General features: G+C 64.6%; 23 protein-coding genes. 17 read left to right on the forward strand and 6 right to left on the reverse strand.

The annotated features are described in order from the left end of the window. Positions 1–88: 88 nt before the first annotated feature. Both DY468_RS14605 and DY468_RS14610 read right to left on the reverse strand, forming a co-directional pair. Complete coding sequence (locus DY468_RS14605; RefSeq protein WP_164605529.1) at positions 89–1,708, reverse strand: ABC transporter substrate-binding protein; 1,620 nt, start codon at positions 1,706–1,708, stop codon at positions 89–91. A gap of 337 nt (positions 1,709–2,045) precedes the next feature. Continuing rightward, positions 2,046–2,510, reverse strand: coding sequence for a hypothetical protein (locus DY468_RS14610; protein WP_164605530.1), 465 nt, complete (start codon positions 2,508–2,510; stop codon positions 2,046–2,048). A gap of 310 nt (positions 2,511–2,820) precedes the next feature. On the opposite strand from DY468_RS14610, the gene DY468_RS24625 reads away from it, so the two are divergent. The 4 genes from DY468_RS24625 to DY468_RS14630 all read left to right on the forward strand — a co-directional run bounded on the left by DY468_RS24625 (position 2,821) and on the right by DY468_RS14630 (position 5,831). Next, positions 2,821–3,237, forward strand: a complete 417-nt coding sequence (locus DY468_RS24625) for a hypothetical protein (protein WP_205512337.1) — start codon at positions 2,821–2,823, stop codon at positions 3,235–3,237. 273 nt (positions 3,238–3,510) lie between these two features. Continuing rightward, positions 3,511–4,383 carry a phosphodiesterase gene (locus tag DY468_RS14620; RefSeq protein WP_164605532.1) on the forward strand — a complete coding sequence of 291 codons (873 nt, stop codon included), beginning with the start codon at positions 3,511–3,513 and terminating at the stop codon, positions 4,381–4,383. 93 nt (positions 4,384–4,476) lie between these two features. Further along, positions 4,477–4,848 (forward strand): response regulator, encoded by a 372-nt coding sequence (locus tag DY468_RS14625; RefSeq protein WP_205512339.1) that lies wholly within the window; start codon positions 4,477–4,479, stop codon positions 4,846–4,848. 137 nt (positions 4,849–4,985) lie between these two features. After that, positions 4,986–5,831, forward strand: a complete 846-nt coding sequence (locus tag DY468_RS14630; RefSeq protein WP_164605533.1) for an alpha/beta fold hydrolase — start codon at positions 4,986–4,988, stop codon at positions 5,829–5,831. A 24-nt stretch (positions 5,832–5,855) separates the two neighbouring features. Here the strand turns inward: DY468_RS14630 and DY468_RS14635 are convergent, their stop codons facing one another. Then, positions 5,856–7,091: an NAD(P)/FAD-dependent oxidoreductase gene (locus DY468_RS14635; protein ID WP_164605534.1), complete on the reverse strand. Its 1,236-nt coding sequence runs from the start codon at positions 7,089–7,091 to the stop codon at positions 5,856–5,858. Between the two features lie 350 nt (positions 7,092–7,441). On the opposite strand from DY468_RS14635, the gene pgm reads away from it, so the two are divergent. The 4 genes from pgm (at position 7,442) to DY468_RS14655 (ending at position 11,610) form a co-directional block, all read left to right on the forward strand. After that, positions 7,442–9,094, forward strand: a complete 1,653-nt coding sequence (gene pgm / locus DY468_RS14640) for a phosphoglucomutase (alpha-D-glucose-1,6-bisphosphate-dependent) (protein ID WP_164605535.1) — start codon at positions 7,442–7,444, stop codon at positions 9,092–9,094. Positions 9,095–9,271: 177 nt separating this feature from the next. Further along, positions 9,272–9,964 (forward strand): NnrU family protein, encoded by a 693-nt coding sequence (locus DY468_RS14645; RefSeq protein WP_164605536.1) that lies wholly within the window; start codon positions 9,272–9,274, stop codon positions 9,962–9,964. Positions 9,965–10,094: 130 nt separating this feature from the next. Continuing rightward, complete coding sequence (locus DY468_RS14650) at positions 10,095–11,321, forward strand: NnrS family protein (RefSeq protein WP_164605537.1); 1,227 nt, start codon at positions 10,095–10,097, stop codon at positions 11,319–11,321. 43 nt (positions 11,322–11,364) lie between these two features. Further along, positions 11,365–11,610, forward strand: coding sequence for a DUF2249 domain-containing protein (locus tag DY468_RS14655; protein WP_164605538.1), 246 nt, complete (start codon positions 11,365–11,367; stop codon positions 11,608–11,610). Between the two features lie 3 nt (positions 11,611–11,613). On the opposite strand, the gene DY468_RS14660 is transcribed toward DY468_RS14655, so the two are convergent. From DY468_RS14660 to DY468_RS14670, 3 genes are all read right to left on the reverse strand, one after another. Continuing rightward, a complete protein-coding gene (locus DY468_RS14660; RefSeq protein ID WP_164605539.1) occupies positions 11,614–12,822 on the reverse strand; it encodes a CaiB/BaiF CoA transferase family protein in 1,209 nt (402 codons plus the stop codon). 132 nt (positions 12,823–12,954) lie between these two features. Further along, positions 12,955–13,626 carry a response regulator transcription factor gene (locus DY468_RS14665; RefSeq protein WP_164605540.1) on the reverse strand — a complete coding sequence of 224 codons (672 nt, stop codon included), beginning with the start codon at positions 13,624–13,626 and terminating at the stop codon, positions 12,955–12,957. Positions 13,627–13,644: 18 nt separating this feature from the next. Then, positions 13,645–15,963 (reverse strand): GAF domain-containing protein, encoded by a 2,319-nt coding sequence (locus tag DY468_RS14670; RefSeq protein ID WP_164605541.1) that lies wholly within the window; start codon positions 15,961–15,963, stop codon positions 13,645–13,647. A 343-nt stretch (positions 15,964–16,306) separates the two neighbouring features. On the opposite strand from DY468_RS14670, the gene pufB reads away from it, so the two are divergent. The 9 genes from pufB to DY468_RS14715 all read left to right on the forward strand — a co-directional run bounded on the left by pufB (position 16,307) and on the right by DY468_RS14715 (position 26,237). Then, the gene (gene pufB, locus DY468_RS14675; RefSeq protein ID WP_011157052.1) at positions 16,307–16,462 is read left to right on the forward strand and encodes a light-harvesting antenna LH1, beta subunit; all 156 of its coding nucleotides are present in this window, start codon (positions 16,307–16,309) and stop codon (positions 16,460–16,462) included. 12 nt (positions 16,463–16,474) lie between these two features. Further along, positions 16,475–16,654: a light-harvesting protein gene (locus DY468_RS14680; RefSeq protein ID WP_164605542.1), complete on the forward strand. Its 180-nt coding sequence runs from the start codon at positions 16,475–16,477 to the stop codon at positions 16,652–16,654. Positions 16,655–16,841: 187 nt separating this feature from the next. Further along, entirely contained in the window at positions 16,842–18,278 is a 1,437-nt protein-coding gene (locus DY468_RS14685; protein WP_164605543.1) for a PucC family protein, read from the forward strand. Positions 18,279–18,296: 18 nt separating this feature from the next. Further along, positions 18,297–18,944, forward strand: a complete 648-nt coding sequence (locus tag DY468_RS14690) for a hypothetical protein (protein ID WP_164605544.1) — start codon at positions 18,297–18,299, stop codon at positions 18,942–18,944. Between the two features lie 16 nt (positions 18,945–18,960). Then, positions 18,961–19,254 (forward strand): hypothetical protein, encoded by a 294-nt coding sequence (locus tag DY468_RS14695; RefSeq protein ID WP_164605545.1) that lies wholly within the window; start codon positions 18,961–18,963, stop codon positions 19,252–19,254. Between the two features lie 141 nt (positions 19,255–19,395). Next, on the forward strand, positions 19,396–20,934 hold the full coding sequence (locus DY468_RS14700; RefSeq protein ID WP_246700985.1) for a flavin-containing monooxygenase: 1,539 nt from the start codon (positions 19,396–19,398) through the stop codon (positions 20,932–20,934). Between the two features lie 363 nt (positions 20,935–21,297). Next, complete coding sequence (locus DY468_RS14705) at positions 21,298–22,497, forward strand: efflux RND transporter periplasmic adaptor subunit (RefSeq protein WP_164605546.1); 1,200 nt, start codon at positions 21,298–21,300, stop codon at positions 22,495–22,497. Positions 22,498–22,506: 9 nt separating this feature from the next. Further along, a complete protein-coding gene (locus DY468_RS14710) occupies positions 22,507–25,674 on the forward strand; it encodes a multidrug efflux RND transporter permease subunit (RefSeq protein ID WP_164605547.1) in 3,168 nt (1,055 codons plus the stop codon). 116 nt (positions 25,675–25,790) lie between these two features. Then, a complete protein-coding gene (locus tag DY468_RS14715; protein WP_164605548.1) occupies positions 25,791–26,237 on the forward strand; it encodes a hypothetical protein in 447 nt (148 codons plus the stop codon). Positions 26,238–26,258: the final 21 nt, after the last annotated feature.

Consider the following 26,258-nt stretch of genomic DNA (forward strand, 5'->3'; position numbering starts at 1 on the left):
GGGGGGGGGGGGGGTGGGGGCCCCAGGCACAGTGCCTGCTTCGCCTTCACCCCGGCCCTCTCCCGCAAGCGGGAGAGGGAGAAGAGCCTCAGCCCTTCACCATCGTCCGGTAGTCGAGACGGCGGTGGAACCAGTAAGCGAAGCCGGAGACGTTCTTCTGCATCGCGACGTTGAGGTAGGGCTGGTACAGCGGGACGCGCGGGATGTCCTTGAAGGCGAGATCGACGAAGCCCTTGACGTCGCTGTCGTAGGTGGCGGTGTCGCCGGTCGCGGCGGCGACGCGGGAGCTGTCGATCAGCTTGTCCATCTCGGGCGAGTCGTAGCCCATGGTGTTGAAGATCGACTTGCCGGAGTGGTAGCACCAGTAGAAGAAGTATTCCGGATAATCGAGCCATCCCGAGAAGATGTTGACGTAGAGCGGCATCACCTTCTTGTTCAGCTCGGTGCGCCAGTTGGCGCCCGGAATCTTGTTGATGGTGCAGCGGATGCCGATCTGCGCCAGGCTCTCCTGGATCAGGATGCACATCGGCTCGTTGACGCCGGCAAAGCCGAGATCGAACGACAGCGTGGTGTCGAAGCCATTGGCGTAGCCGGCCTCGGCCATCAGCGCTTTCGCCTTGGCCATGTCGGTATTGTACTTGGTCGGCTGCGGCCACTTCACCTCGGTCGCCTTGTCGGCGGCCGCGCCGAACATCGGGTTGGCGAGGCCGAACATCACCGCGTCGATGATCTTCTGATACGGCACCGCATAGGCCACCGCTTCGCGCACCTTCGGATTGTTGAACGGCGGCTGGGTGACGTTCATGCCGAGATACTGGATGCCGTTCGAGATCGGCAGCGACACCACGTTGACCTTGCCGTCGCGCTTCATCTCGGCGAAGTCCTGGTTCGGCAGCTCGTAGGAGATGTCGGCATCGCCGCGCTCCAGCAGCGCCCGCCGGTTGCCGGCTTGCGGCACCATGCGCCAGATCACGCGCTTGATCTTCGGCAGCGGGCCGCCGACCCACTTGTCGTTGCGCTCCATGATCACTTCGGTGCCGGCGGTCCACTTCACCACCCGATAGGCGCCGGAGCCGGCGGTGTTCTGCTTGGTGTATTCGAGGCCCCACGGATCCTTGTCGGTGGCGTGCTTCTTCACCAGCTCCGAGTTGACGACGCAGGGCACGATCACCGCGAGATCGGGGATCGTCAGCCTGTCCTTCTTGAGGAAATCGACCCGCACGGTGTGGTCGTCGACGATCACGAATTGCTCGGGCTTGGTCAGCGAGCCGGCGCTCATCTGGAAGGTCGGGAAGCCGCCGACGCTGACCGAGCGGTCGAGCGACCACTTCACGTCCTTGGCGGTGACCGGGGTGCCGTCCTGGAAGGTGGCGTTCTTCTTCAGCTTGAACGTCGCCGACATGTCGCCGATCACCATGTCGTCGGCGAGTTCGCCCTTGAATTTGTCCTTGTCGTAGTAAGGGACGCCGCCGGGGCCTTCCTTCATTTCGTGGGTGATCAAGCGATCGTAGCAATTCCAAGACACTTCATAGCCGGGGACATTGGTGCCGACGCCGTGGATGTCGAGATTGTTCGGACCGCTCTCCGAGACGACCAGCAGGCTCTCCGACCGTGCATCGGCCTTGGCGGCCGACCAGATGGCCGGGGCCGGCACCATTGCGCCGGCGGCGAGGGCGGTGGCGGACTTCAGGAAATCGCGACGCTTCATAAAGGGCTCCAAAGCACGAGACGGTACTGCTGGAACTCGTTTGCAATCGCTATGCCAGCCTTCTTTGGCTGATCAAGTATATGATTATGCAGAGAAAAACGCAGAATGCGGTGCCGCGCCCTCTCGCCTAGGATTGCGTATTGCATACAACAAGCAGAAACTGCCTAAAATATAGGCGATGGCTTGGCGTGGCTGATCTGTGGCCCTGCACCGTCGGCCGGAGTGCGGTCCCCATCGCGCACGCCGCCGAATGGGCGGCGAGCAAGAACAAAGGCGGCGGGGAAATCCCCGCCGCCCGACGTCCCGATGGATGGCTTAAACGATCCGCCCGAGGCGGTCAGTTCATCGTGGTGCTTTCGCTGCGCGCCGGCGCGTAGATCACCGTGTCTGTTGCGGACTTCGACTCGATCGCGGTGGTCGGCCGCGTCAGGGGACGATGACTGCGGTAGACTTCGAACGCGTACCACGCGGCGACGACGACGGCGATCAGCGCCACTTGGCTCGGCGGCAGGATCAGCGCCAGCGCGACCAGCGCGGTAGCAATCGTCGCGGCCTTCACGACGCTCTCGCCGTCGTGGAACATGGCGTTGAAGCGCTCCCAGTTTTCGCCCTTCCAGAACGGCGCGGAGAAACGATCGAGCGCGAAACGCGTCCAGGCGCCGGCGAAGCCGAGCTTCCGCGCCCACATCAGATAGAGTGAGCCCGCGAAGGCGAGCAACGACACCGCAGCCCCAACGGGGCCGGCTGCATAACCGATGACCACGACCAGCGCGGCCGTGAATGCAATGATCCAGTATTGCATTATGTGACCCTTTCGCCCGCGAACGGGCGCCTTTCAGATTGATTCGATGGCGGCGATAGCCAGCCTATTATGTGCTGTTTTCCACAGCCACGCCGCAAAAATATCGCGTGTTAGTTGTTCATCCGATTAGCAATTTGGCGAAAGGTATTAGGTGGTAGGTTGGTGTTGCTGCGGCAATGTTCCGTTGCGACAGAGCGCCGCAGAAATCGATCGGTCACGCAAGTAGCGATTAGTTTTCTGGATAATCATACCGTCGCGCTGACTTCATCGCGCGAGACGACTTTCAGCTTCGGCAATCTTGGCGTTCCGAATGCGTTTCGCATCGCGGCTTGCCATGAACGGCATGCCGAGCTTGCGCGCTTTCACTTGGACCGAAGAGCGCGCGCGCTTCAAGGCCGCGGCAGCCCGGACCGCCGATGCCCCGCTCGCGATCAGCTCCTTCAATCGCTCGACCTGCTCGTCGTCCCACGGCCTGCAGGCATTGCTCTTCACGGACATTGGCATCGGCTGCTCCTCTTGTGCTCAAGCCCCCGCCGTGATCGATGGCTCGGTCGGCGGGCTATTGGCGAATCTGCGATTTCAAGTGCGCAAGCGAACCATCGTCGGCTGTCGTTGCAGTCGGAGGATGTCACCGCGCGGCTCGGGCAATCAGCTGGCTGGCGGCTCCCAGTCTTTGCGACGGAATGCCGGCCGCAGCCACTTCTTGCCCAATTCCGATCGCGCGTGATTGTTCCGAGTGCTGCCGCAGAAGTTGCGCCAAGACCTCGAAGCTCTTGCCCGTCGCACGTCTGTCATCGGCCAACGATAGGGGGAGGACGTGCAGCGGCGAGATGCCGCCCGATCACCGAAAAATCCAGCGCGACTTCTGATCGTCTTGGGGGGCGCTCACCGGCCGGAATGGTCGCGATGGGGCGGCAATCGCATTGACGCTCGGGGCGATGCCTGCGCGATCCGGCGGTGCTCCAAGTCGCCCTCACAGCCTGAACCATGAGATCCGACGATGCCGCCGAAACCGATCCTGATTGCACAAATCTCTGATCTGCACATCAAGACGCCGAGCGGCTTTGCTGATGGCTCTGCCGATACAGCGATGGCGATCACGCGCTGCGTTGCGACGTTGAACGCGCTGGCGCCGCGGCCGGATCTGGTGGTGGTCTCCGGCGATCTGGTCGACACGCCGACGAAGGCGGAATACGCGTATCTGAGCGAACTGCTGGCGCCGTTGCAGATTCCGTTCGTTGCTCTTCCCGGGAGTCACGACTGTCGCGAGCTGATGCGGAGCGCGTTTCCGCAGCCCGCGTATCCGGACGAAGGACCGCTCAATCAGCTCCACCCGGTGGGCGCAATAGATGTCGTGCTACTGGATTCCAGCGTGCCGGGTCAGCCGCATGGCGAGCTCGACGCCGATACCTTGTTGTGGCTGGATACGGTGCTGTCGGCGTCGGACCAACGACCGGCACTGCTGTTCCTTCACCATCCCCCGTTTCGTACCGGCATCTACCAGACGGCCTGGCAGCCCCTGCGAAACGCTGCCGAGTTCGCCCTCCTGGTCGAACGCTACCCCTGGGTTCGTCTGGTCGCCTCCGGCCATGCGCATCGTGCCACAGCCACCGCGTTCGCCGGCACGGTGGCAACGATTTGCCCCACGCCTCATGGAGGGACGCGCATCCTGAGAGACCTGGCCGCTCCGTCTTTCGGCTCCGAGCCTGGAGCGTTCCACCTGCACGCTTGGTCGGAAGGAGGGCCTTTTGGCGAGCTGGTCACCCACCAGGTTACGATCGGCAGCTTTGGCGGGTCGCATCCGTTGTTTTCAACCCGCGACGAGACAGCCGAGGTGCCCCTCGCCGCGTCCCTCGTCGTTAACGACGCCTAAGAAATCTGGACAATTTTACCTAGGGACAATCCCGCAGCACGGGAACGATCCGCAGGCTGAGTCTTTGATGAATGGTCGAAGCGCGTACAGAGGATGGCGAAGGTGAGCAGGAGACCCGTCGTGCTGGTGGTCGAAGACGAACCGCTCCTGCGCATGAATGCCGTCGATATGATTCAAGCTGCGGGGTACGAGGTTCTCGAAGCCGGGTCGGCAGATGAGGCGATCACCATCCTCGAAAAGCGGACCGACGTCCGATTGATCTTCACCGATATCCAGATTCCCGGCTCGATGGACGGCCTCAAGCTGGCCCGTGCAGTGCACGGGCGCTGGCCGCCGATCAAGATCGTGACCACCTCTGGTCGGGTGAGTGTCGGCCCGAGCGACTTGCCGGATGGCGGAAAATTCGTACCGAAGCCGTATACCTCCGCGCAGATCAGCCGGCTGCTGCAGGAGATGCTGATGTGAGCCGCTCGTGCGACCTTGGTCCGAGCCCGCTCGGGACTTTCCGAAATTTAACCAGTGTCATTCCAGAACTAGGTCTTTTCGAGCTATCGTCTCGCCCCAGCTAAATGGTGAGGAAGGCGGGCGGGTCTGGAACAACGATGAAGCGACCACTGATTATCTTCATTTTGCTGAGCGCGGTGGCGATCGCGGCGTATTTCACGTTCAGCCACTGGGCGATCAAGCACGAGACCTTGACGTTCTTCGACCAGGAGCGCGGTCGGCCGGTCGCCGTCGATCTTGCAGTGCGGCGTGATGCCGAAATGAAGGCTGAAGCCGGCATGGTGACGCTTCCCGTCGCCATCGTCAGCCATGGCAACACCGTCAAGAATACCGAGTACTCGTTCCTGGCCAACGTGCTTGCTGCGCGGGGCTACCTGGTGGCGAGCATTCAGCACGACCTGCCCGACGACAAGCCGCTGATGACCGTTGCCGGCTCGCTCTATGTCGGGCGCCTGGCGGTGTACGAGCGCGGCGAACAGAACATTTTCTTCGCGATCAAGGAACTGAAGAAGATCGAGCCGAACGCCGATTACGGACACCTGACTCTGGTCGGGCATTCGAATGGTGGCGACATCTCGATGTTCTTTGCCCAGCAGCATCCGGAGCTGGTGCGGCGGGTGGTGACATTGGACAATCTGCGGGTGCCGTTCGTCACGTCCGGCTTCGCCAAGATCCTGTCGTTCCGCTCCAAGGATCCGCACTTCAAGACCGATCCGGGTGTCCTGCCTGATCCGAAGATCGCCAAGGAGGCGGGCATCGAGATCATCGACACCGGTGCTCAGCACACCGAGATGAGCGATCGCGGTCCGGAGAGCGTGAAGGAGCGGATCCAGTCGACGCTCGACAAATTCCTGTCGGACGACAGCGTCAGCAAGCTGCGTCCCCTGGACGTCCAGAAAGACATCAAGCGGATGTACAACGATCCACGGGCGATGGGGCCGTAGCGACTGCGCTCGGATCGACCTCGGTTAGATCGGCGATCGATCCAGTGCGAAGTGCTCGAGCCCCGGTGGTCGCTGGCCATCGATCAGGCGACCGATCATCCGGCTCGCCATGAAGCTGAATGTGATTCCGTTGCCGCCATAGCCGTAGGCGGCATAAATTCGCGGCTGACCGGGAACTTCGCCGATCAGCGGCAAGCCATCCACCGTGGTGGAAAACGCGCCCGACCAGACGAATTCCGGAACCGCTGCCGCCTGCGGCCACAGCCGATGCAGCTTGTCGAGCAGGATTCGCGCTTTCTCCGGCATCAGTGCGTCGCGCGCCTCCGGGTCGATCACCTCATCGTCGTCCTCGCCGCCGATAATGATCCGGTTGTCCGCCGTGGTGCGCGCGTACAGATAATCGGCCGAGGCCTCCCAGATCAGCGCACGATCCCGCCACAACTGCTCCGGCGGCTGCGGCAGTGTCGCCACCACCCAGCTCGATGCGGTCTTGTGCAGGTCGGATGTGACGATGTTAGGGAGGGTGTAGCCGGTCGCCAGGACGACATGCGCCGCCTCGATGCAGCAGCCGTTGTCGGTCGCAACGTGTACCCCGCGGCCGAAGCTGTCGTAGGCGGTCGCCTCGGCGTCGAACAGCATCGCGCCGCGCTCAGCGGCGGCGGTCAGCAGCGCGTGCGACAGCAACAGCGGATCGACCTCGGCAGATCCCGGCGAGACGATCGCCGCTTCGCGGTCGAAGCCGTATTCGGTCCGCAGTTCGCGGAAGTCGAGAAAGGCGCCAGGCAAGCCGGCGCGTTTGCGAAGTTCGTGCTCCTCCAGCAGCTCCTTCGCCCCATGATCGCCGGCGGCGAGATACACGGTGTCGCGCGGCCGCAGTGCACTTGGAAGCCGCAGCGAATGCGCCAACCGATACAACCCCGCCACGGCGTCGTGGCTGAGCCGGTACACATCGGCAGCGCGCTCGAAGCCGTAGAACGCCGCCAGTTCGGTCAACGATCGGTCGATCTCCCACTCCAGCATCGCCGTCGACGCCGCGGTGCTGCCGAAGCCGGGGCGTTCGCGATCGATGATGCAGACCTTGCGATCCTGCCGCGCCAGATGCTCGGCCATCATCGACCCGGTGATGCCGCCGCCGACGATCAGCACGTCGACAGCCATGTTGCGGTCGAGTGGTTGCCGGATCGGCCGTGTCAGACCCGCCGCCCATGGCGCGACGCCGCCGTGTAGTTCACTCTGCCGAGAAGCTCGAAACTGATCCATGACTCATCGTCTCCCGGCGAAGCTATCGACGCCCGATCGCGAAAAGGGCCTCGCTCCGTCGACACGGCCGAGGCCCTTTTCTGTTCCGTGTGCTGCCCGCGTCGGACTTAGCGCCAGAACAACGCCAGCAGAATAATGATCGGCAGCGGGACGCCGATCAGCCACATCAACGCACCTTTTCCGAACGTCATGCCTCATCCTCCAGTCATCTAACCTGCGGCAATAACAATGGCCTTCGCGAACGGTTCCGGGCTCGGATTTCGAATCCGGTTGCTCATCCTGATGCCGTCTTGACGGCTGCCCCGCGCCGGGCGAGGGATCAGGTCTGGTTCGAAGGCATGGAGTGCAAGATGGCTGCGAAGGTGAGCCCGCTGGCGGGTAAGACCGTCGATCCGAACAGTCTGGTCAACGTCCCGCGGCTGGTCACGGCGTACTTTGCCGGCAAGCCAGACCCTGCGGTGGCGACCGAGCGGGTAGCGTTCGGCACGTCCGGCCATCGCGGCTCGTCGCTGAACAACGCCTTCAACGAAAGTCACATCGTGGCGGTCAGCCAGGCGGTGTGCGATCATCGCCGTGCCGCCGGCATCGCCGGCCCGCTCTATATCGGCATCGACACCCATGCGCTGGCCGAGCCGGCGCTGGTCAGCGCGCTCGAAGTGTTCGCCGCCAACGAGATCGACGTGGTGATCGACGAGCGCGGCGGTTACACCCCGACCCCGGTGATCTCGCACGCCATCCTCACCCACAATCGCGGTCGTACCGACGGGCTGGCCGACGGCGTGGTGGTGACGCCGTCGCACAATCCGCCCGAGGACGGCGGTTTCAAGTACAATCCTCCGAACGGCGGCCCGGCCGACACCGACATCACCTCGGCGGTGGAGAAGGCCGCCAACGCGATGCTCGAAAACGGGCTGAAGGGCGTCAAGCGGATCTCCTATGATCGCGCCCGCAAGGCGAGCTGCGTGCATCGCCGCGATTACGTCACGCCCTATGTCGAAGACCTCGCCAATGTCGTCGACATGGAGGCGATCCGCAGCTCGGGTGTGAAGCTCGGGATCGATCCGCTCGGCGGCGCCGCTGTGCACTACTGGCAGCCGATCATCGAGCGCTACAAGCTCGACGCCAAGCTCGTCAGCGACGCAGTCGATCCGACCTTCCGCTTCATGACCGTGGATTGGGACGGCAAGGTCCGGATGGATTGCTCGTCGCCTTATGCGATGGCGCGTCTGATCGGGATGCGCGACGACTTCGATGTCGCGTTTGCCAACGACACCGATGCCGACCGCCACGGCATCGTCACCCGCTCCAGCGGGTTGATGAATCCGAACCATTATTTGTCGGTGGCGATTGCGTATCTGTTCGCGCATCGGCCGCATTGGGGCCGCGAGGCTGCGATCGGCAAGACTGCGGTGTCGAGCGCGATGATCGATCGCGTCGCCGGCAAGATCGGCCGCAACGTGGTGGAGACCCCGGTCGGCTTCAAATGGTTCGTTGACGGTCTGATCGGCGGCAGCTTCGGCTTCGCCGGCGAGGAGAGCGCCGGCGCCTCGTTCCTGCGCCGCGACGGCAGCGTCTGGACCACCGACAAGGACGGCATCATTCTCGGCCTGCTCGCAGCCGAGATCACCGCGGTGAGCAAGGCCGACCCGGGCGAATTGTATCAGCGGCTCACTGCCGAACTCGGTGCGCCGTTCTATGCGCGGATCGATGCGGCGGCGTCGCCGGCCCAGAAGGCGCTGTTCAAGACGCTGACCGCGGAGAAACTCGGCATCAAGCAGCTCGCCGGCGAGCCGGTCACTGCGACGCTGACTAAGGCGCCCGGCAACGGCCAATCGATCGGCGGCGTCAAGGTCACCACCGCCAACGGCTGGTTCGCGGCGCGTCCGTCCGGCACCGAGGACGTCTACAAGATCTACGCCGAGAGTTTCGTCAGCGCCGATCACCTCAGCCAGATCCAGCACGAAGCCCAGGCCGCGCTCAGCGCAATGTTCGCCGCAGGTTGACGCGCGACAACGTTGGAGTCGGCAAGCCGGGCGATGTCTGGCGCATAACCTGTCTTCGCTTCACTCCGTCATTGCGAGCGAAGCGAAGCAATCCAGATTTCCACGCACGACGCTGGATTGCTTCGTCGCTTCGCGCCTCGCAGTGACGGACTGCGACGCCAACGTGTGAGGTCGACCGTGTCCGGCTGGACTGAATTCGTCGCCGCCTTCGCCGTGTTCTTGCTCAGCCACGCGATTCCGGCGCGGCCGGCGGTGCGGGCGAGGTTGGTCGGGGCGCTCGGCGAGCGTGGCTTCCTGATCGCCTACAGCCTCGAGTCGTTGGTCGTGCTGACTTGGCTGATCGTCGCCACCGAGCGGGCGCCGTTCGTCGAGTTATGGCCGTTCGAGATCTGGCAGATGTGGCTGCCGAACCTGGCGCTGCCGCTGGCCTGCCAGTTTGCGGCGTTCGGCATCGGCGCTGCCAATCCGCTGTCGTTCGGCGGCGATCCGCGCAAGTCCTTCGATCCGCGACACCCGGGCGTGGTCGGCATCGTCCGGCATCCGCTGCTGTGGGCGATCGGCCTGTGGGCCGGCGCGCACGTTGTGCCGAACGGTGACCTCGCGCATGTGCTGTTGTTCGGCTTCTTCGCGCTGATCGCGCTGCTCGGGATGGTCATCATCGATCGCCGCAAGCGGCGCCAGCTCGGCGCCGAGCGGTGGGCCGAGCTGGCGGAGCGGACCTCGTTCTGGCCGTTTGCGGCGCTGATCAGTGGCCGTTTCAGGCCACAGACCTGGCGGATCAACCCGCTGCGGTTCGGCATCGGCCTAGCCGCGTGGCTCGCGCTGCTGCTGCTGCATCCGCTGGTGATCGGCGTATCGCCGCTGCCCTGACGAGCAGCAGAAACAGGCTCTCTGCAAATCGCTCGCGAGTTTGTCGTGGCACAACCAGCCTCGCGAACCGCCCGCCTACACCGGATGAAGCCGGCGAATACACCGCCGGCGTCAGACCCGGTGGACCGCAATGAGCAGCACGACAACCCAATCTTCCGCAGCCGGCCCCGCCAAACGCAAGCCGGTGCCACGATACTCGCCGCGGGCCGGCTGGACCGTGCTGTCGGCCGGCTTCCGTCCGTTCTTTCTGCTCGGCGCGATTTTCGCGGCGGTCGCGGTGCTGTTGTGGCTCCCGGTCTATCACGGCGAACTGACACTGCAGACCGCGTTCGCGCCGCGTGATTGGCACGTCCACGAGATGCTGTACGGCTACCTGCCGGCGGTGATCACCGGCTTCCTGCTCACGGCAATTCCAAATTGGACGGGCCGGCTGCCGCTGCAGGGCGCGCCACTCGCGACGCTGGCGCTGGTCTGGTTGGCCGGCCGGCTGGCCGTGACCTTCTCGGCGGATACCGGCTGGCTCGCGGCGCTGCTGATCGATGCGAGCTTCCTGGTGCTGGTGGCGCTCGCCGCGCTGCGCGAGATCATCGCCGGTCGCAATTGGCGTAACCTCAATGTCGTCGCGCTGCTGACGCTGCTGCTGGCCGGCAATGTCGCGTTTCATCTCGAGGCGCATGTCGGCGGGGCAGCGGACTACAGCATTCGCATCGGCATCGCGGTGGTGATCCTGCTGATCTCGCTGATCGGCGGCCGGGTCACGCCGAGCTTCACCCGCAACTGGCTTGTGCGCGAGCAGCCCGGCCGCCTGCCGCAGCCATTCAACAAGGTCGACATGGCGATCGTGGCGTTCAGCGCGCTGACGCTGGTGCTGTGGGTCGTGCTTCCGGTCAGCCGGATCAGCGGCGCCGCGTTGCTGCTCGCCGGCGTGCTGCATCTCGTCCGGCTCGCCCGCTGGGCCGGCGACCGCACCGTGAAGGAGAAGCTGCTGCTGGTGCTGCACGTCGGCTACTTCTTCGTCCCGCTCGGCTTTCTGCTGACGTCGGCGGCAGCGTTCGAGCTGATTCCGGCCAGCGCCGGCATCCATGCCTGGATGGTCGGTGGCGCCGGCGTGATGACGCTCGCGGTGATGACCCGTGCCTCGCTCGGCCACACCGGTCAGCCGCTCACGGCCTCGCTGTCGACCCAGGGAATCTATCTGGCGGCGCTGTTCGCCGTGGCCGCGCGGATCGCGGCGTCCCTGCTGCCGGACTGGAGCGATCCGTTGCTCCACTTGGCGGCGCTCGGCTGGGCCACAGCCTTCCTCGGCTTCGCGCTCGGCTACGGGCCGACGCTGCTCGCCCGCGGCAAGCCGCACTGACGATGTTCCGATCCGACCTTCAACCCCAGCCAGGACAGGACTCATGACCGAAGCTGCCACCGCCGAACGCGTCCTCGATGTCCGCGAGATCCCGCCGTATCAGCGCCACGAGATCATTCCGCGGCTGTTCGATCAGCTTGCGGTCGACGCGACGATGCAGATCGTGGTCGATCACGATCCGCTGCCGCTGCGACAGTTCTTCGCCGCCGTGCACGGTGAGGATTGCGAGTGGAGCTATCTCGAGCAGGGGCCCGACGTCTGGCGCGTGCGGCTGCGCCGCGCTGCGTAGCGCTCAGCGTGCGCCGAACTGCGCAAGTTCGTCGTCGGAAAAGCCGGCTTGCTGCAGGACCGTCTTGGTGTGCTCGCCGAGCCGCGCCACGCGCGGGTTCGGAGACGGATTGGCCGCCGACATCCGGAACGGCAGATTGAGCACCTTGAAGCTGCCGGCGTCGTCGTGCACTTCGGCGAGCGCCTGGCGGTGCGCGGTCTGCGGATCGGCCATCGCCTCGGCCACGGTGCGATACGCCGAGCAGGGCACGCCGAACTTGTCGAGCGCGGCGAGACATTGTTGCGACGTCAGCTTGCGCGACCAATTTTCGATCGTATCCATCAGCTCGCCCCAGTTGAGGCGGCGGTCGGCGTATTTTTCGAACCGCGGATCGGTGATCAGGTCGGGGCGCTCGGCCGCAAGCATGAAGCTGCGGAACGACTTCTCGCTCGCCACCGCGATCATGACATAGCCGTTGGAGGTTTCGACCGGCCCGAATTGCGGGCGCGACGACAGCGTCACCGGGAACTGCGACCACTGCATCTCGTTCAGCGTCAGCGTCAGCATCGATTCCAGCATCGAGACGTCGATATGCTGGCCCTCGCCGGTGCGCGTGCGCTGATACAGCGCCGAGGTGATCGCCCCATAGGCGTAGATGCCGCTGACCACGTCCGCCAGATAGATGCCGCAGTAATCGGGCCGGTCGCGGCCGGGCTGATAGGCGAGATGCGCCATGTCGAAGCCCGATGCGGCATGGATCGCAGGCGCGTAGGCCGGCAGTTCCGCCGAAGGCCCGGTCTGGCCGTAGCCGGAAATCGAGCAATAGATCAGCTCGGGATTGAAGCTGCGCAGCGACTCGTAGTCCATCCGCAGACGCTGCATCACGCCGGGGCGGAAATTCTCCACCAGTACGTCGGCGGAGGCGACCAGCCGCTGCACCGCTTCGAGCCCGGCCGGCGATTTCAGATCGAGCACGATGCTCTTCTTGCCGACGTTGAGCTGGCCGAACGCGGTGCTGCAGGCCTCGCGCACCGGCGGCCGGTTGCGCATGGTGTCGCCGTCGGCGGCTTCGACCTTGATCACCTCGGCGCCCATGTCGGACAGCATCCGGGTGCAATGCGGGCCGGCGATGGTGGTGGAGAAATCGAGCACGCGGAGCCCGTCGAGGGCTTTGGCGCCGGAAACCGGAGCGGTGGTGGCCTGCGGCTTCTGCGTCCGCGTGTCGACGGTCATTCGGTCCTCCCCATGCTTCCCGTTCGGATGACGGCGTCGAAGGCGCCGTCGCGCGGGATGTTCTGCTCGCTCAACCAGTGAGCAGGCTAGCGGGTCGTTCGGACCGGATCAACGGCTCGAGGCCGGGGGCGCCTATGGGTCGGACAGCCAGCCCATGCTGAGCGCGAACCGCACCACCTCGACGCGGTTGTGGAAGCCGAGCTTCGCCATGCCGCGCGCCTTGTAGGTTTCGACGCTCTTGGCGCCGATCTGCAGTTTGGCGGCGATGGTCTTATTGCTGTGGCCGATCGCGGCCAGCCGCAACACCTCGATCTCGCGGGTCGACAGTTCCGACACCGCGTTGTGCTCTTCGCCGTGGTGCGGGTGCGTCGTGGCGCGGCCGATCGCCCGCCCGGCGATCGCCGGGTCGAGATAGATGCCGCCGGTGCCGACAGCATGGATGCCGCGGATCAGTTCCTCGGTGGCGGAGCGCTTCAGCACGTAGCCGGCGACGCCGAGGTCGAGCAGTTGCCGCAAGTAAGCGCCGTCTTCGTGCACAGTCAGGACCAGCACCCGGCAATCCGGGCAGGCGGCGAGAAATTTGCGCGCCACCTCGATGCCATTGAGGCCGGGCATCGACAGATCGAGCACGGCGACGTCGGGTTTGAGTTCGGTGGCGCGACGCAGTGCGTTGGGGCCGTCGTTGGCTTCACCGACCACTTCGAGGCCGGGGTCGTCAGCGACCAGGGCTTTCATGCCGCTGAGCACGACCGGGTGATCGTCGGCGAGAAAGACGCGCAGTCGGGAAGATGCTTGCTGGTCCATCGCGGTCACTTCCATAGGTCACAGCGGAATTCGGGCGTAGAGGGCGGTGCCCTTGCCCGGCGCGGTTTCGAGTTCGAGCGTGCCGCCGACCAGCGACAGCCGCTCACGGATGCCGAGCAGACCGAGCCGGTTCGCCGGTTGTTTGGGGCCCGCAGAGGAGAAGCCTCGGCCGTCGTCTTCGACGATCATCGTGACCTGGCGGTCGTGCAGCCGCAGCATCACGCCGACGTGTCGGGCCGCGGCATGGCGGATCACGTTGGTCAGCGCTTCCTGCAGCACACGATACAGCGTGGTCTCGACCGCGGGCGGCAGCCGGCTGGCGCCGAGCGTGATGTGCAGATCGAACTCGATGCCCGATCTTTCGCTACAGGAATCCAGCAGAGTCTGGATCGCGGTCTGGATGCCGAGATCGTCGAGCGCCGTGGGGCGGATTTCCCACGCGAGCCGATTGGCCTGGCTGCCGATGTCGGCGGTCAGGCTCTTCATCTCGGCGATCCGCTGCTTCAATTCAGGCGCATCGCCGGCGGCCTGGCCGAGTTTGTCGAAGCCGAGCTGCAACAGGGTCAACGACTGGCCGAGCGTGTCGTGCAGCTCGCGCGCGATCCGCAGCCGCTCGGCCTCCTGGTCTTCGACGGTCCGGCGCAGCACCTGGGAGAGATCGTCCTCGACCAGCACGCGGCGCCGCTTCTCCTCCTGCAGCGTCTGCGCGACGTCCTTCGAGCGATTCAGGCCGATCTCGACCTGTCGCATCAATTGCTCCTGCAGCAGCAGCGCCGACCGGCGCTCGCGGGCAATGCCGTTGATCCTCCGCAGCACGACGTCGAGCAACGACTGACGCAGTCGGTGGGCCGCTTCGACCTCGGCGCCCAGCCAAGGCTCGCAGTGCAGTCGCACCTCCTCTTCCCAGCTTGCCGGGCAGCGATTGGCCGAGGGGCGTCCGTCGCCGCTGTCGACGCCGACCGGCTTGTTCGGCGCGCCGGCCCAGGTGACGCGGCGGACGATCTCGGGGCGAAACCACAACACGTAGTCACGCGGAGTGTTCGACAGCGACAGTGCGATCAGTCCGCAGGCCTGTGCGGCGAACGCTTTGGACGGCGGATAGGCGAGTGGCAGGCAGTCGGTGTGATACACGCCGTCATGTGCCACGCCGTGCAGCCAGCCGATCAGCGCGGCGACCTGCTTGGCGTCCGGAGTGATTCCGGTCCCGGTGAACTGGCCGTCGATCCACAGTCCGACCCCGGCCGCCGGAATGAAATCCAGCAGATCGGGATAGAAACGGATCAGACCTTCGCCGAGGTCGGACTCCTGGCTCATCCGCGTGACCAGTTCCTCGTGGACGCTGGCGCTGTGCAGGCGTGCTGCGAGCTGCTCGGCGGCGAGCCGCGCTTCGAGCTGCGACGACGCCATCTCGGCGAACAGCGCGCAGGCCTCGCGCATCCGGTAGGGCAGGAAGCGCGGCACGGCGTGGTGGCAGACCATCAAGCCCCAGGGGGCGCCGTCGACGGTCAGCGACACCGACAGCGACGCGGCGACGCCGAGCTGAGCCAGATACAACCGATGCTCCGGCGAGGCGCTGCGGATCGAACTGTGGGAAAGGTCGAGCACGGCGCCGCTGCGCGGATCGATCCCCGGCATCACCGGCGCGGCTGTTGCGCGGGCATCGGGCTGCAAGCGGATTCGGCTGCCCGGGCCGGGCTGATTCGGTATGTCGGGCTGCGGATCGCGCAGCCCGAGAAAAGAGCCGATCTCAGGCGCGCGCGCTTCGGCGATCACATCGCCGCTGCCGTCTGCCGCGAAGCGATAGACCATCACCCGGTCGAAGCCGGTGACGCTGCGCAGCTCGGCCGCCATTGCTTCACAGAATTCCTGCACCGTGGAGGCGGACTGCACGCGCCGGAGCATGGACTGAACCAGCGCCAGCGAGTTCTCCGGCGGCTGTTCGCGGCACGGGTCGAGCTCCACCACCAGCAGTCCGGAGGCGTGATGGGCGATCACGTCGGTCGGCACGGCATCGGGCGGGTCGAGCGTGAACGCATATAACGGCTGCTCGATCGGCTGGTCCGCCGTCGCCAGCGTGCGCAACCGGGCGATCTGATCGGACGAAAACACCGTGGTGGCCGCGGCCCCAGGCAGCAGCTCCGCGGGCGCGCCGAACAACGCTTCGGTGGCGCCACCAGCATGAACGATCGCCAGATTGTCCGGCGCGAGCGCCAGCAAGGCAGCGTGGGGCTGGATCGATCCAGGAGGACTCACCGCCGCGCGCCGGCCGCCGACGCGACCGGATGCGGCGCAATCCGCGACGCCAAACTCGGTCGAACTGTCAAGACCAGAGTGCATCACAATTTACTCAATTTTCCGTGTCCGGGACTTGTCGGACCGGTTTGAGGCTGTCCGGTATGACACGGACAGTCCTGGGTGTCATGTTAAATTGACAAAGATGTGTGTCAGGATAGTCTTACAATCACTCGGATGTGATCAAGGCGTGAGTCTTCGTCATCCGAGGGCTGGAAGCATCCGCATCGGCCCGTTCCAAGGCGAGACGAGTCTCGCCGTTGTCGGCCGGGTGTCGGGGGCTAACAGGAAATGCTGAGACCAAGCGAACGAATGTTCGGCGTAGCAGCGACAATCAACCTACGTGCAGGTTCAGCACGACACTGTAAGTCTCTCTGGAGGATTTACTATGGCAGACGATCCCAACAAGGTCTGGCCGACCGGTCTGACGATCGCGGAATCGGAAGAGCTCCACAAGCATGTGATCGACGGCACGCGCATCTTCGGCGCGATCGCCATCGTCGCTCACTTCCTGGCGTATGTTTACTCGCCCTGGCTGCACTAAGGAGTACGTAAGATGAATCAAGGTCGTATTTGGACTGTTGTGAAGCCGACCGTCGGTCTTCCGCTCCTGCTCGGCAGCGTCACCGTGATCGCCATCCTGGTGCACTTTGCTGTTCTCAGCAACACCACCTGGTTCCCGAAGTACTGGAACGGCAAGGCTGCGGCGATCGAGAGCTCGGTCTCCATCGGCTAATTCAGCTTCTCTTCGAAGCTGTCGTGGCTGGACCGGGATCCATGGGTCCCGGTCGCTTGCTTTGTAGCCGGAGAGCAGTGCGGAGATTTGATCTGCCGCAGTTCATCTTTGGCTTCAAAGTGGTGCTGTTCGATCGGACACCGGCGGACGAGACCGCCGGGCTCACGCAAGCTGGAATCGCTGCACGATGAACACAGTCAGCCAAAAGATGATGAAAGTCTGGGCCTCGCTCGGGCCCCGCTTTCTGCCTTTCGCGGATGCGGCCACGCCGGATCTGCCGTTGTCCCGGTTGCTGCGCCTGTCGCTGTTTCAGGTCGCGGTCGGCATGTCGCTGGTGCTGCTGGTCGGCACGCTGAACCGGGTGATGATCGTCGAGCTCAACGTGCCGGCGTCGATCGTCGGCATCATGGTCTCGCTGCCTTTGATTTTCGCGCCGTTCCGGGCGCTGATCGGCTTCAAGTCCGACATTCACAAATCTGCGCTGGGCTGGCGCCGCGTGCCGTTCCTCTACAAGGGGACCATGGTGCAGTTCGGCGGCCTGGCGATTCTGCCGTTCGCGCTGCTGGTGCTGTCGGGCGGCGGTGACGCAGGTCAGGCGCCGGTCTGGGTCGGGCAGGCTGCGGCGGCCACGGCGTTCCTGCTGATCGGCGCCGGGGTGCACACCACGCAGACCGTCGGGCTCGCGCTGGCGACCGATCTGGCTCCGCCGGACTCGCGGCCGAAGGTGGTCGGCCTGATGTACACGATGCTGATGCTGGGCATGATCGCCAGTGCGATCATCTTCGGCATCCTGCTCGCCGACTTTTCGCCCGGCCGCCTCATTCAGGTGATCCAGGGCTCCGCGGTGGTCACCATCATCCTCAACGGCGTCGCCTCGTGGAAGATGGAGGCGCGCCGCCGCGACAATCCCAATCAGGCGACGCCGCATCCGGATGCGCCGAGCGGTGGCTTCCGGCAGTCGTGGGATGCGTTCATCCATGGTCCGAATGCGATGCGCCGGCTGGTGGCGGTCGGTTTCGGCACCATGGCGTTCAGCATGGAAGACGTGCTGCTCGAACCCTATGGCGGACAAATTCTCAATCTGAGCGTCGGTGATACCACCAAGCTCACCGCGGCATTGGCGGTCGGCGGCCTGCTCGGCTTCGGCTATGCGTCGCGCGTACTGAGCCGCGGCGCCGATCCGTTCCGGATGGCGAGCGCCGGTGCGCTGGTCGGGATTCCCGCCTTCCTCGCCGTGATCTTCTCCGCGAGCTTGTCGTCGACGATGGCGTCCGCGCTGGTGTTCGGCTTCGGTACGCTGATGATCGGGTTCGGTGCCGGTCTGTTCGGGCACGGCACGCTGACCGCGACGATGAATGCGGCGCCGAAGGATCAGGTCGGTCTGGCACTCGGCGCATGGGGCGCGGTGCAGGCGTCCGCGGCCGGCATCGCCATTGCGCTCGGTGGTATTTTGCGTGACCTGGTAACCGCTTACGCGCCGCACGGGTGGGATGGTGCCGCTGCGGGTTATCACTTTGTCTATTATCTCGAACTGGTGTTGCTCATTGCCACGCTGGTGACGATGTTCCCTCTGACGCGGCGGCGCGACACGATTCTGATGCAGGGCCAGTTGACCAGGTCCTGAGATTGAGACGGAGTACCCATGACGCAAATCATCGCCCGCTTGTATGACTCCGGCAGCCGCCTGTCGGCGCTCGAAAGCGATCTGAAGAGCAGCAATTTCAAGTACGCGGTGGTGTCGGCAGGCCGGTCGTCGGCCGAAGAGACCGCTGCGGCGCTCGTCAAGGCCGGCGTGTCACGCTCGGAAGCAGCGACCTACGCCGACTATCTGAAGAAGGGTGGCGTCGTTGTCGCGGCGCAGGCCGAGTTCGGCTTCGGCGCCAAGCTGACCAAGATTCTCGACGGCTACGGGCCGAACCCGATCAGCCTGAAGTCGTCGTCCTCGCACGCCGCCGATCAGAGCGTAGGTGCGCCGTTCTCCAACATGATCCACGCGCCGGTGCTGCTCGACACGTCCGGCCCGTACAAATCCTATTCCGGTGACTTGCTGCTGGTCGACAGCGACAAGACCTTCTCTGGTACGCCGCTGGTTATCAGCAGCGATGGCCCGTATCAGTCGTTCTCCGGAACACCGTTGTTGCTCGACAGCAGCGGCCCGTACAAGTCCTTCTCAGGGACTCCTCTGTTGCTGGACACCAGCGGTCCGTACAAGTCGTACTCGGGCGAGCCGCTGTTGATCAACAACTCCACACCCTTCTCCTCCTGGCTGGGCCTGCCAGTGCTCCTCTAAGTAAAAGGAATCGACCATGAGCGAAGAATACAAAGGACATTCCGGTCACCCGCTGATCCTCAAGCAGGAAGGCGAGTACAAGAGCTATTCCGGCGAGCCGCTGATCCTGAAGCAGGAAGGCGAGTACAAGGGCTACTCTGGTACTCCGCTGATCCTCGAGCAGAAGGGCGAGTATCAGAGCTTCTCCGGCACGCCGCTGATCCTGAAGGACGAAGGCGAATATCGGGGCTTCTCCGGTATGCCGCTGATCCTGAAGCAGGAAGGCGAGTACAAGTCGTTCTCCGGCTATCCGCTGCTGCTCAACATCTGAGCCATCGGCGCCTTACAGGTCCCATGACGCCGCGGGCAGCAATGTCCGCGGCGTCGTGCGTTTGGATCGCAAAAAAGTGCTGGGCAAATTCGCCTGCAGCGGCCAATCTGTTTCCAACGACACAAAAAAAGTCGAGGAAACATGCCCCACTCCGATGCCCACCGGATCGGCGCGACCGCTGATGCTCCGGCCAATGCCTCCATCCTCCACGCCGATTGCGACCATGTCGACGTCCTGATCGTCGGCGCCGGGATTTCCGGCATCGGTGCGGCCTATCATCTGACGACGCAGTGCCCGGACACCCGCTTCGTGGTGCTCGAAGCCCAGGATGGATTCGGCGGCACCTGGCGCACCCATCGCTACCCCGGCATCCGCTCCGACAGCGATCTCTACACCTTCGGCTATCGCTTCAAGCCGTGGACCGGCAAACCGATCGCGACCGCAGCCGAGATCCGCGACTATCTCGGCGAGGTGATCGACGAGCACGATCTCGCCCGTCACATCCGCTACGGCCATCGCATCGTTTCGGCGAGCTGGTCGAGCGAGGATGCGTGCTGGACGATCGAAGCACGGCGCGGGGAGGGCGGCGAGACGGCGCGCTTCACGGCGAACTTCCTCTGGATGTGCCAGGGCTACTATCGCCACAGCGAAGGCTACACTCCGGAGTGGCCGGGCATGGCCGAGTTCAAGGGCCGGATCGTGCATCCGCAGACCTGGCCCGACGATCTCGATGTCACCGGCAAGCGGGTGATCGTGATCGGTTCGGGAGCAACGGCGGCGACGCTGGTGCCCTCGGTCGCGCCGACTGCCGCGCACGTCACGGTGTTGCAGCGCTCGCCGACCTATTTCATTCCCGGCCGCAACAAGATCGAGATCGCCGACACGCTTCGCGAGCTCGGCGTTTCCGAAGACTGGATCCACGAGATCGTCCGCCGCAAGATCCTGTTCGATCAGGCGACCTTCACCCGCCGGTCGATGACCGAGCCGGAGGTGGTGAAAGAGGAGCTGTTGGCCGGCGTTCGCGCCCATCTCGGTCCCGATGCCGATCTCGATCCGCACTTCACCCCGAGCTATCGGCCGTGGCGGCAGCGCATCGCCTTCGTTCCGGACGGCGATCTGTTCAAGGCGATTGCGTCGGGCAAGGCGTCGGTGGTCACCGATGAGATCGAACGGTTCACCGAGCAAGGTATCCGGCTGAAGTCCGGCGAGACGCTCGAGGCCGACGTCATCGTGACCGCCACCGGCTTCAATCTCAACGTGCTCGGCGATATCGCGTTCTCGATCGACGGCAAGCCGCTCGATTTCGCCGACACCGTCACCTATCGCGGCATGATGTTTACCGGCGTGCCGAACATGGCCTGGGTGTTCGGCTACTTCCGTGCGAGCTGGACGCTGCGTGCCGACCTCGTCGCGGACTTCGTCTGCCGACTGCTGAGCCATATGAAGGCGCAAGGCTATCGCAGCGTGGTGCCAGCGCTTCGGCCGGAGGATCGCGATATGCCGCTGCTGCCGTGGATCGACCCCGAGAACTTCAATCCAGGCTATCTGATGCGCGGCATGCACCTGTTGCCGAAGCGCGGCGATAAACCGGAGTGGCAGCACAGCCAGGACTATTGGACCGAGAAGGACCAGTTGCCGGCGATCGACCTCGCCGACTCGGCCTTCGTCTTCACGCCCTGAAGCGCGCTCAATTGTCCCCAGACGGCATCGATGGTCGTCGCTCCGGCGGCGGCCGAGGTGCCGTCGCTCAAGTCGGGTTAAGCAGTCGCTAATTCGCCGAACGGCCATTAACCTGCGGCATTTGTTCGCATTTTTTGAATGTCACGGAGCTGTGAGGGCGCGAAAATCGTGCCGGATCAGGCGGTTCCAGGCCGTGTGACATTGCGCCGCCGCCACCCGATGTTGTGCTGCACAAATCCGCGATTAACATCTGTTCATCAGTCGCTTCCACGGTCGGATGACGGTTGTCGGCGGTCCTTATTCATGTCGCTGATGGCGCGGGCCTTGCTCGACCGAATTGAAGCGCACGAGATGAGGATTCAGATGCGGCGAAGGATGAGCTTTGGATTGGCGGCGCTGGCGCTCGCCTGCTTGGCACCGGCGTTGGCCGGCTGCAACGAGCCGTCCGTCGCCAACGCATCGTCGCCCGAGAAGCCGGAAGTCGGCGTCGTCACCATCAAGGCGCATCCGCGCTCGATCGTGCGCGAACTGCCTGGGCGAATCGCGCCTGTCAGGGTCGCAGACGTGCGCCCACGGGTGTCGGGAATCATCCTCAAGCGGCCGTTTCAGCAGGGCAGCGAAGTGAAAGCCGGCGATCCGCTGTATCAGATCGACCCGCGTCCGTTCGAAGTCGAGCTACAAGCGGCCGAAGCCGCTTTGGCAAAGGCGACCGCTGCCCGCGATCAAGCCGAGATGCATGCCAAGCGCGTTTCGTTGCTGGCGCACGAGCAGGCGGCGTCGCGGGCCGCCAACGAGGTTGCGATCAGCAATCTGCGTCAGGCAGCGGCCGACGTGGCGGTGCGCGAGGCCGAGGTCGCTCGTGCCAAGCTCAATCTGGAATACGCGACCATTCGGGCGCCGATCAGCGGCCGGATCGGCGCGGCGCTGGTCAGCGAAGGCGCGCTGGTGGTGCAGAACGACTCCACCAGTCTGGCCACGATCCAGCAGCTCGACCATGTTTATGCCGACTTCACCCAGCCGGTGTCGGAGATGGCGCGGCTGCGCCGTGCGTTCGATTCCGGCGAGCTCGACCAGATCGCGCCCGATGCGGTGCGCGCTCACCTCGTGCTCGACGACGGCTCTCTGTATCCGGTGCACGGCAAGCTGCTGTTCTCGGACGCCAAGGTCGACGCCTATACCGGTCAGGTGACGCTGCGCGCCGAGTTCGACAATCCGAAGCGCGAGCTGCTGCCGGGCATGTATGTCCGGGTCCGGATCGAGCAGGGCATCGATGCGGATGCGATCGCGGTGCCGGAGCAGGCGGTGCAGCGCAACAGCGGCGGCGGCAGCGAAGTGTTCGTCGTCAAGCCAGACAACCGCGTCGCCGTGCAGGCGGTGCGGCTGGGTCCGCAGCAGGACGGGCAATGGCTCGTGCTGGATGGACTGAAGCCGGGCGAACGTGTCGTGGTCGAAGGCTTTCAGAAATTCGCTGCCGGCGACACGGTGGTTCCGGTGAATATCGGCGAACGTCGGTCGGCAGCCGTCACCGGCGAGACCACGGACACCGCTAGCGCGGTGCGGTAGGCGCCGCAGATGCCAGCATTTTTTATCGACAGGCCGATCTTCGCCTGGGTCATCGCGCTGTTCATCTGTTTGATCGGCGCGATCTCGATTCCGTTTCTGCCGGTCGCGCAGTACCCGATCATCGCGCCCCCGTCGATCGCGATCGCCACCGCCTATCCGGGCGCCTCGCCGGAAAATCTCTACAACAGCGTCACCCGGCTGATCGAAGAAGAGCTGAACGGCGCCAACGGCATCCTCAACTTTGAGTCGACCTCCGACTCGCTCGGCCAGGTCGAGATCACCGCCAATTTCGAACCGGGCACCGATACCCAGTTGGCCTCGGTGGACGTGCAGAACCGCATCAAGCGGATCGAGTCGCGCCTGCCGAAGGCGGTGCTGCAGCAGGGTATCCTCGTCGAGGAAGCCTCCAGCGCGGTGCTGCAGATCATCACCCTGAGTTCGACCGACGGCTCGCTCGACGAAGTCGGCCTCGGCGACTTCATGATCCGCAACGTGCTCGGCGAGATCCGCCGTATCCCCGGCGTCGGCCGTGCGACGCTGTATTCGACCGAGCGCGCGCTGCGGATCTGGATCGATCCGGACAAGCTGGTCGGCTACAATCTCACTGCCGACGACGTCACCAAGGCGATCGAAGCGCAGAACGCTCAGGTCGCGTCCGGCAGCATCGGCGCCGAGCCGTCGCCCAAGGACAAGAAGACGTCGACCCTGGTGCTGGTCAAAGGCCAGCTCTCCTCGGCGGACGAATTCGGCGCGATTGTGCTGCGCGCCAATCCGGACGGCTCCACGGTGCGGCTGCGCGACGTCGCCCGCATCGAGATCGGCGGCTTCTCCTATCAGTTCAACACCCGCCTCAACGGCAAGCCGACCGCCGGCCTGTCGGTGCTGATGTCGCCGTCCGGCAACGCGCTCGCCACCGCCAGCGCGGTCGAAGCCAAGATGAAGGAGCTGTCGCGCTTCTTCCCGGCCAACATCAAATACGAGATCCCCTACAACATCACCCCGGTGGTCGAAGCCTCGATCACCAAGGTGGTGCATACGCTGCTGGAGGCGGTGGCGCTGGTATTTGTGGTGATGTTCCTGTTCCTGCAGAACATCCGCTACACCATCATTCCGACCATTGTGGTGCCGGTGGCGCTGCTCGGCACCTGCGCGTCGCTGCTGCTGTTCGGCTATTCGATCAACATGCTGTCGATGTTCGGCATGGTGCTGGCGATCGGCATCCTGGTCGACGACGCCATCGTCGTGGTCGAGAACGTCGAACGCATCATGTCGGAGGAGGGGCTGCCGCCGAAGGAAGCGACCCGCAAGGCGATGTCGCAGATCACCTCGGCGATCATCGGCATCACACTGGTGCTGATCGCAGTGTTCCTGCCGATGGCGTTCTTCCCGGGCTCGGTGGGCATCATCTATCGGCAGTTCTCGGTGACGATGGTGTCGGCGATCGCGTTCTCGGCGCTGATGGCGCTGACGCTCACTCCGGCGCTGTGTGCCACGCTGTTGAAACCGGTGACCAAGGGCCATGCCCACGCCGAGGGCGGCGTGTTCGGCTGGTTCAACCGGACCCTGGATACGGTTCGCGAGCGCTATTCCGGGATCGTGCGCTGGAATCTCGGCCGCACCGGACGCCTGATGGTGATCTATGCGGTGCTGGTCGGCGTGCTCGGCTGGGCGATGGTGCGGATGCCGGGCGGGTTCCTGCCGGTCGACGACCAGGGCTTCATCACCGTGGACGTGCAGACGCCCTCGGACTCGTCCTATAACCGCACCTACGACGTGGTGAAGCAGGTCGAGGACTATCTGCTCGAGCGCGACGGGGTCGAGAACGTCACCTTCCTGACCGGCTTCAGCTTCCTCGGTCAGGGCATGAACGCCGCGCAGGCCTTCGTCACGCTGAAGGATTGGGGCGAGCGCGACGACAATTCCTCGGCTGCCGCGATCGTCGACGACGCCAACCGCAAGCTCGGCAGCATCCGCGACGCGCGTGTCTCGGCCTTGCAGCCGCCGCCGGTCGACAACCTCGGCAATTCGTCGGGCTTCAGCTTCCGTCTGCAGGATCGCGGCCAGAAGGGATACGACGCGCTGGTGAAGGCCAGCGAGCAGCTCGTCGCCGCCGCCAACGCCAGCCCGGTGCTGCAGAAGGTCTATGTCGAAGGCCTGCCGCCGGCTCCGGTGCTCAATCTGGTGATCGACCGCGAAAAGGCCGGTGCGTTCGGCGTCACCTTCGAGGACATCAACTCGACGGTCTCGACCAATCTCGGCTCGTCCTACGTCAACGACTTCCCCAATCGCGGCCGCATGCAGCGCGTGATCGTGCAGGCCGATGCCGCGGGCCGGATGAATGGCGACGACATCCTCGCATACACGGTGAAGAACAGCCGCGGCCAGCTCGTCCCGTTCTCGTCCTTCGCAACCGTGGAATGGGCCAAGGGGCCGACCCAGATCGTCGGCTTCAACTACTATCCGGCGATCCGCATCAGCGGCGAGGCGCGGCTCGGCTTCACCTCCGGCGACGCGATCGCCGAAATGGAGCGGCTCGCCGATCAGCTGCCGCGCGGCTTCGGCTACGATTGGACCGGTCAGTCGCTGCAGGAGAAGCTGTCCGGCTCGCAGGCGCCGATCATTCTGGCGCTGTCGGCGCTGGTGGTGTTCCTGGTGCTGGCGGCGCTGTACGAGAGCTGGACGATTCCGCTGTCGGTGCTGCTGACGGTTCCGCTCGGAATCGCCGGTGCGGTGATCGCAGCCTCGATGCGTTCCCTGCCGAACGACGTGTACTTCACGGTCGGCCTGATCACGATCATCGGTCTTGCCGCCAAGGACGCAATTCTGATCGTCGAGTTCGCCAAGGATCTTCGCAAGGAAGGCAAGAGCCTGCGCGACGCGACGATGGAGGCCTGCCATCTCCGGTTCCGGCCGATCCTGATGACCGGTCTGGCATTCTGCTCGGGCGTGCTGCCGATGGCGATCGCGCACGGCGCGGGCGGCAAGAGCCAGCAGGCGCTCGGCACCGGCGTGATGGGCGGCATGATCGCGGTGGTGATCCTGGCGCTGCTGATGGTTCCGGTGTTCTTCGTCGTGGTGCAGCGCCTGTTTGCCGGCGATCGTTCCGACGATCCGGTGGCGGAAACCGTCACGCATCAGGTTCCGATGCACGCCCAGTTGCCGCACGACCAGGCGTAAATCCGTCCCCCGATTTGCGGCGCTCGTCACAACCGCCGGGGCGGAACGAATCGAATTATCTCCAGTTGGTTGTCGACAGGTGCGCAACTCTCCTCATCGACAACCGGAGGTAATTCATGAACGGAGACCAACCCATTAGCTGGCTGATGTTCTTCACGCTCGCCGCGGGCGTCGTGGTGGTCGGGCTCGCTTTCGTCAACTTCATCCGCTCGCGCTCCAATCGCGAGATCGCCGCCGATACGCTGGAGGGCAACGGTTCGGGGCGGGGCGCCGCAGCCGACGGTGCGCTGCCGGAGCTGGCCGGCGTCGCAGTGTTCGCGTTGATCGCGATGGGCCTGCTGGCGGCGGGAGCGAACTACAAATCGGATGAACGCGCGACCGCGCAGATCAGCAACCCGATCCCCGAGGCCGGCACCACCGGCTTGGCTCAGCCCAAGGGCCTCCAGAACGAGCCGAAGCGCTATCAGCCGAACAACCCCGGCACCGATACCCGTACCTCACCGACGGGCTCGGATGCGGGCGTGGGCGACTCGCCCGGTTCGACCGGCACGCTGACGAAGTAATTGCCGGAAAAGCCTGCCAAA

Source organism: Rhodopseudomonas sp. BR0M22 (genome assembly GCF_010907035.1).
In the GTDB taxonomy this organism is placed as follows: domain Bacteria; phylum Pseudomonadota; class Alphaproteobacteria; order Rhizobiales; family Xanthobacteraceae; genus Rhodopseudomonas.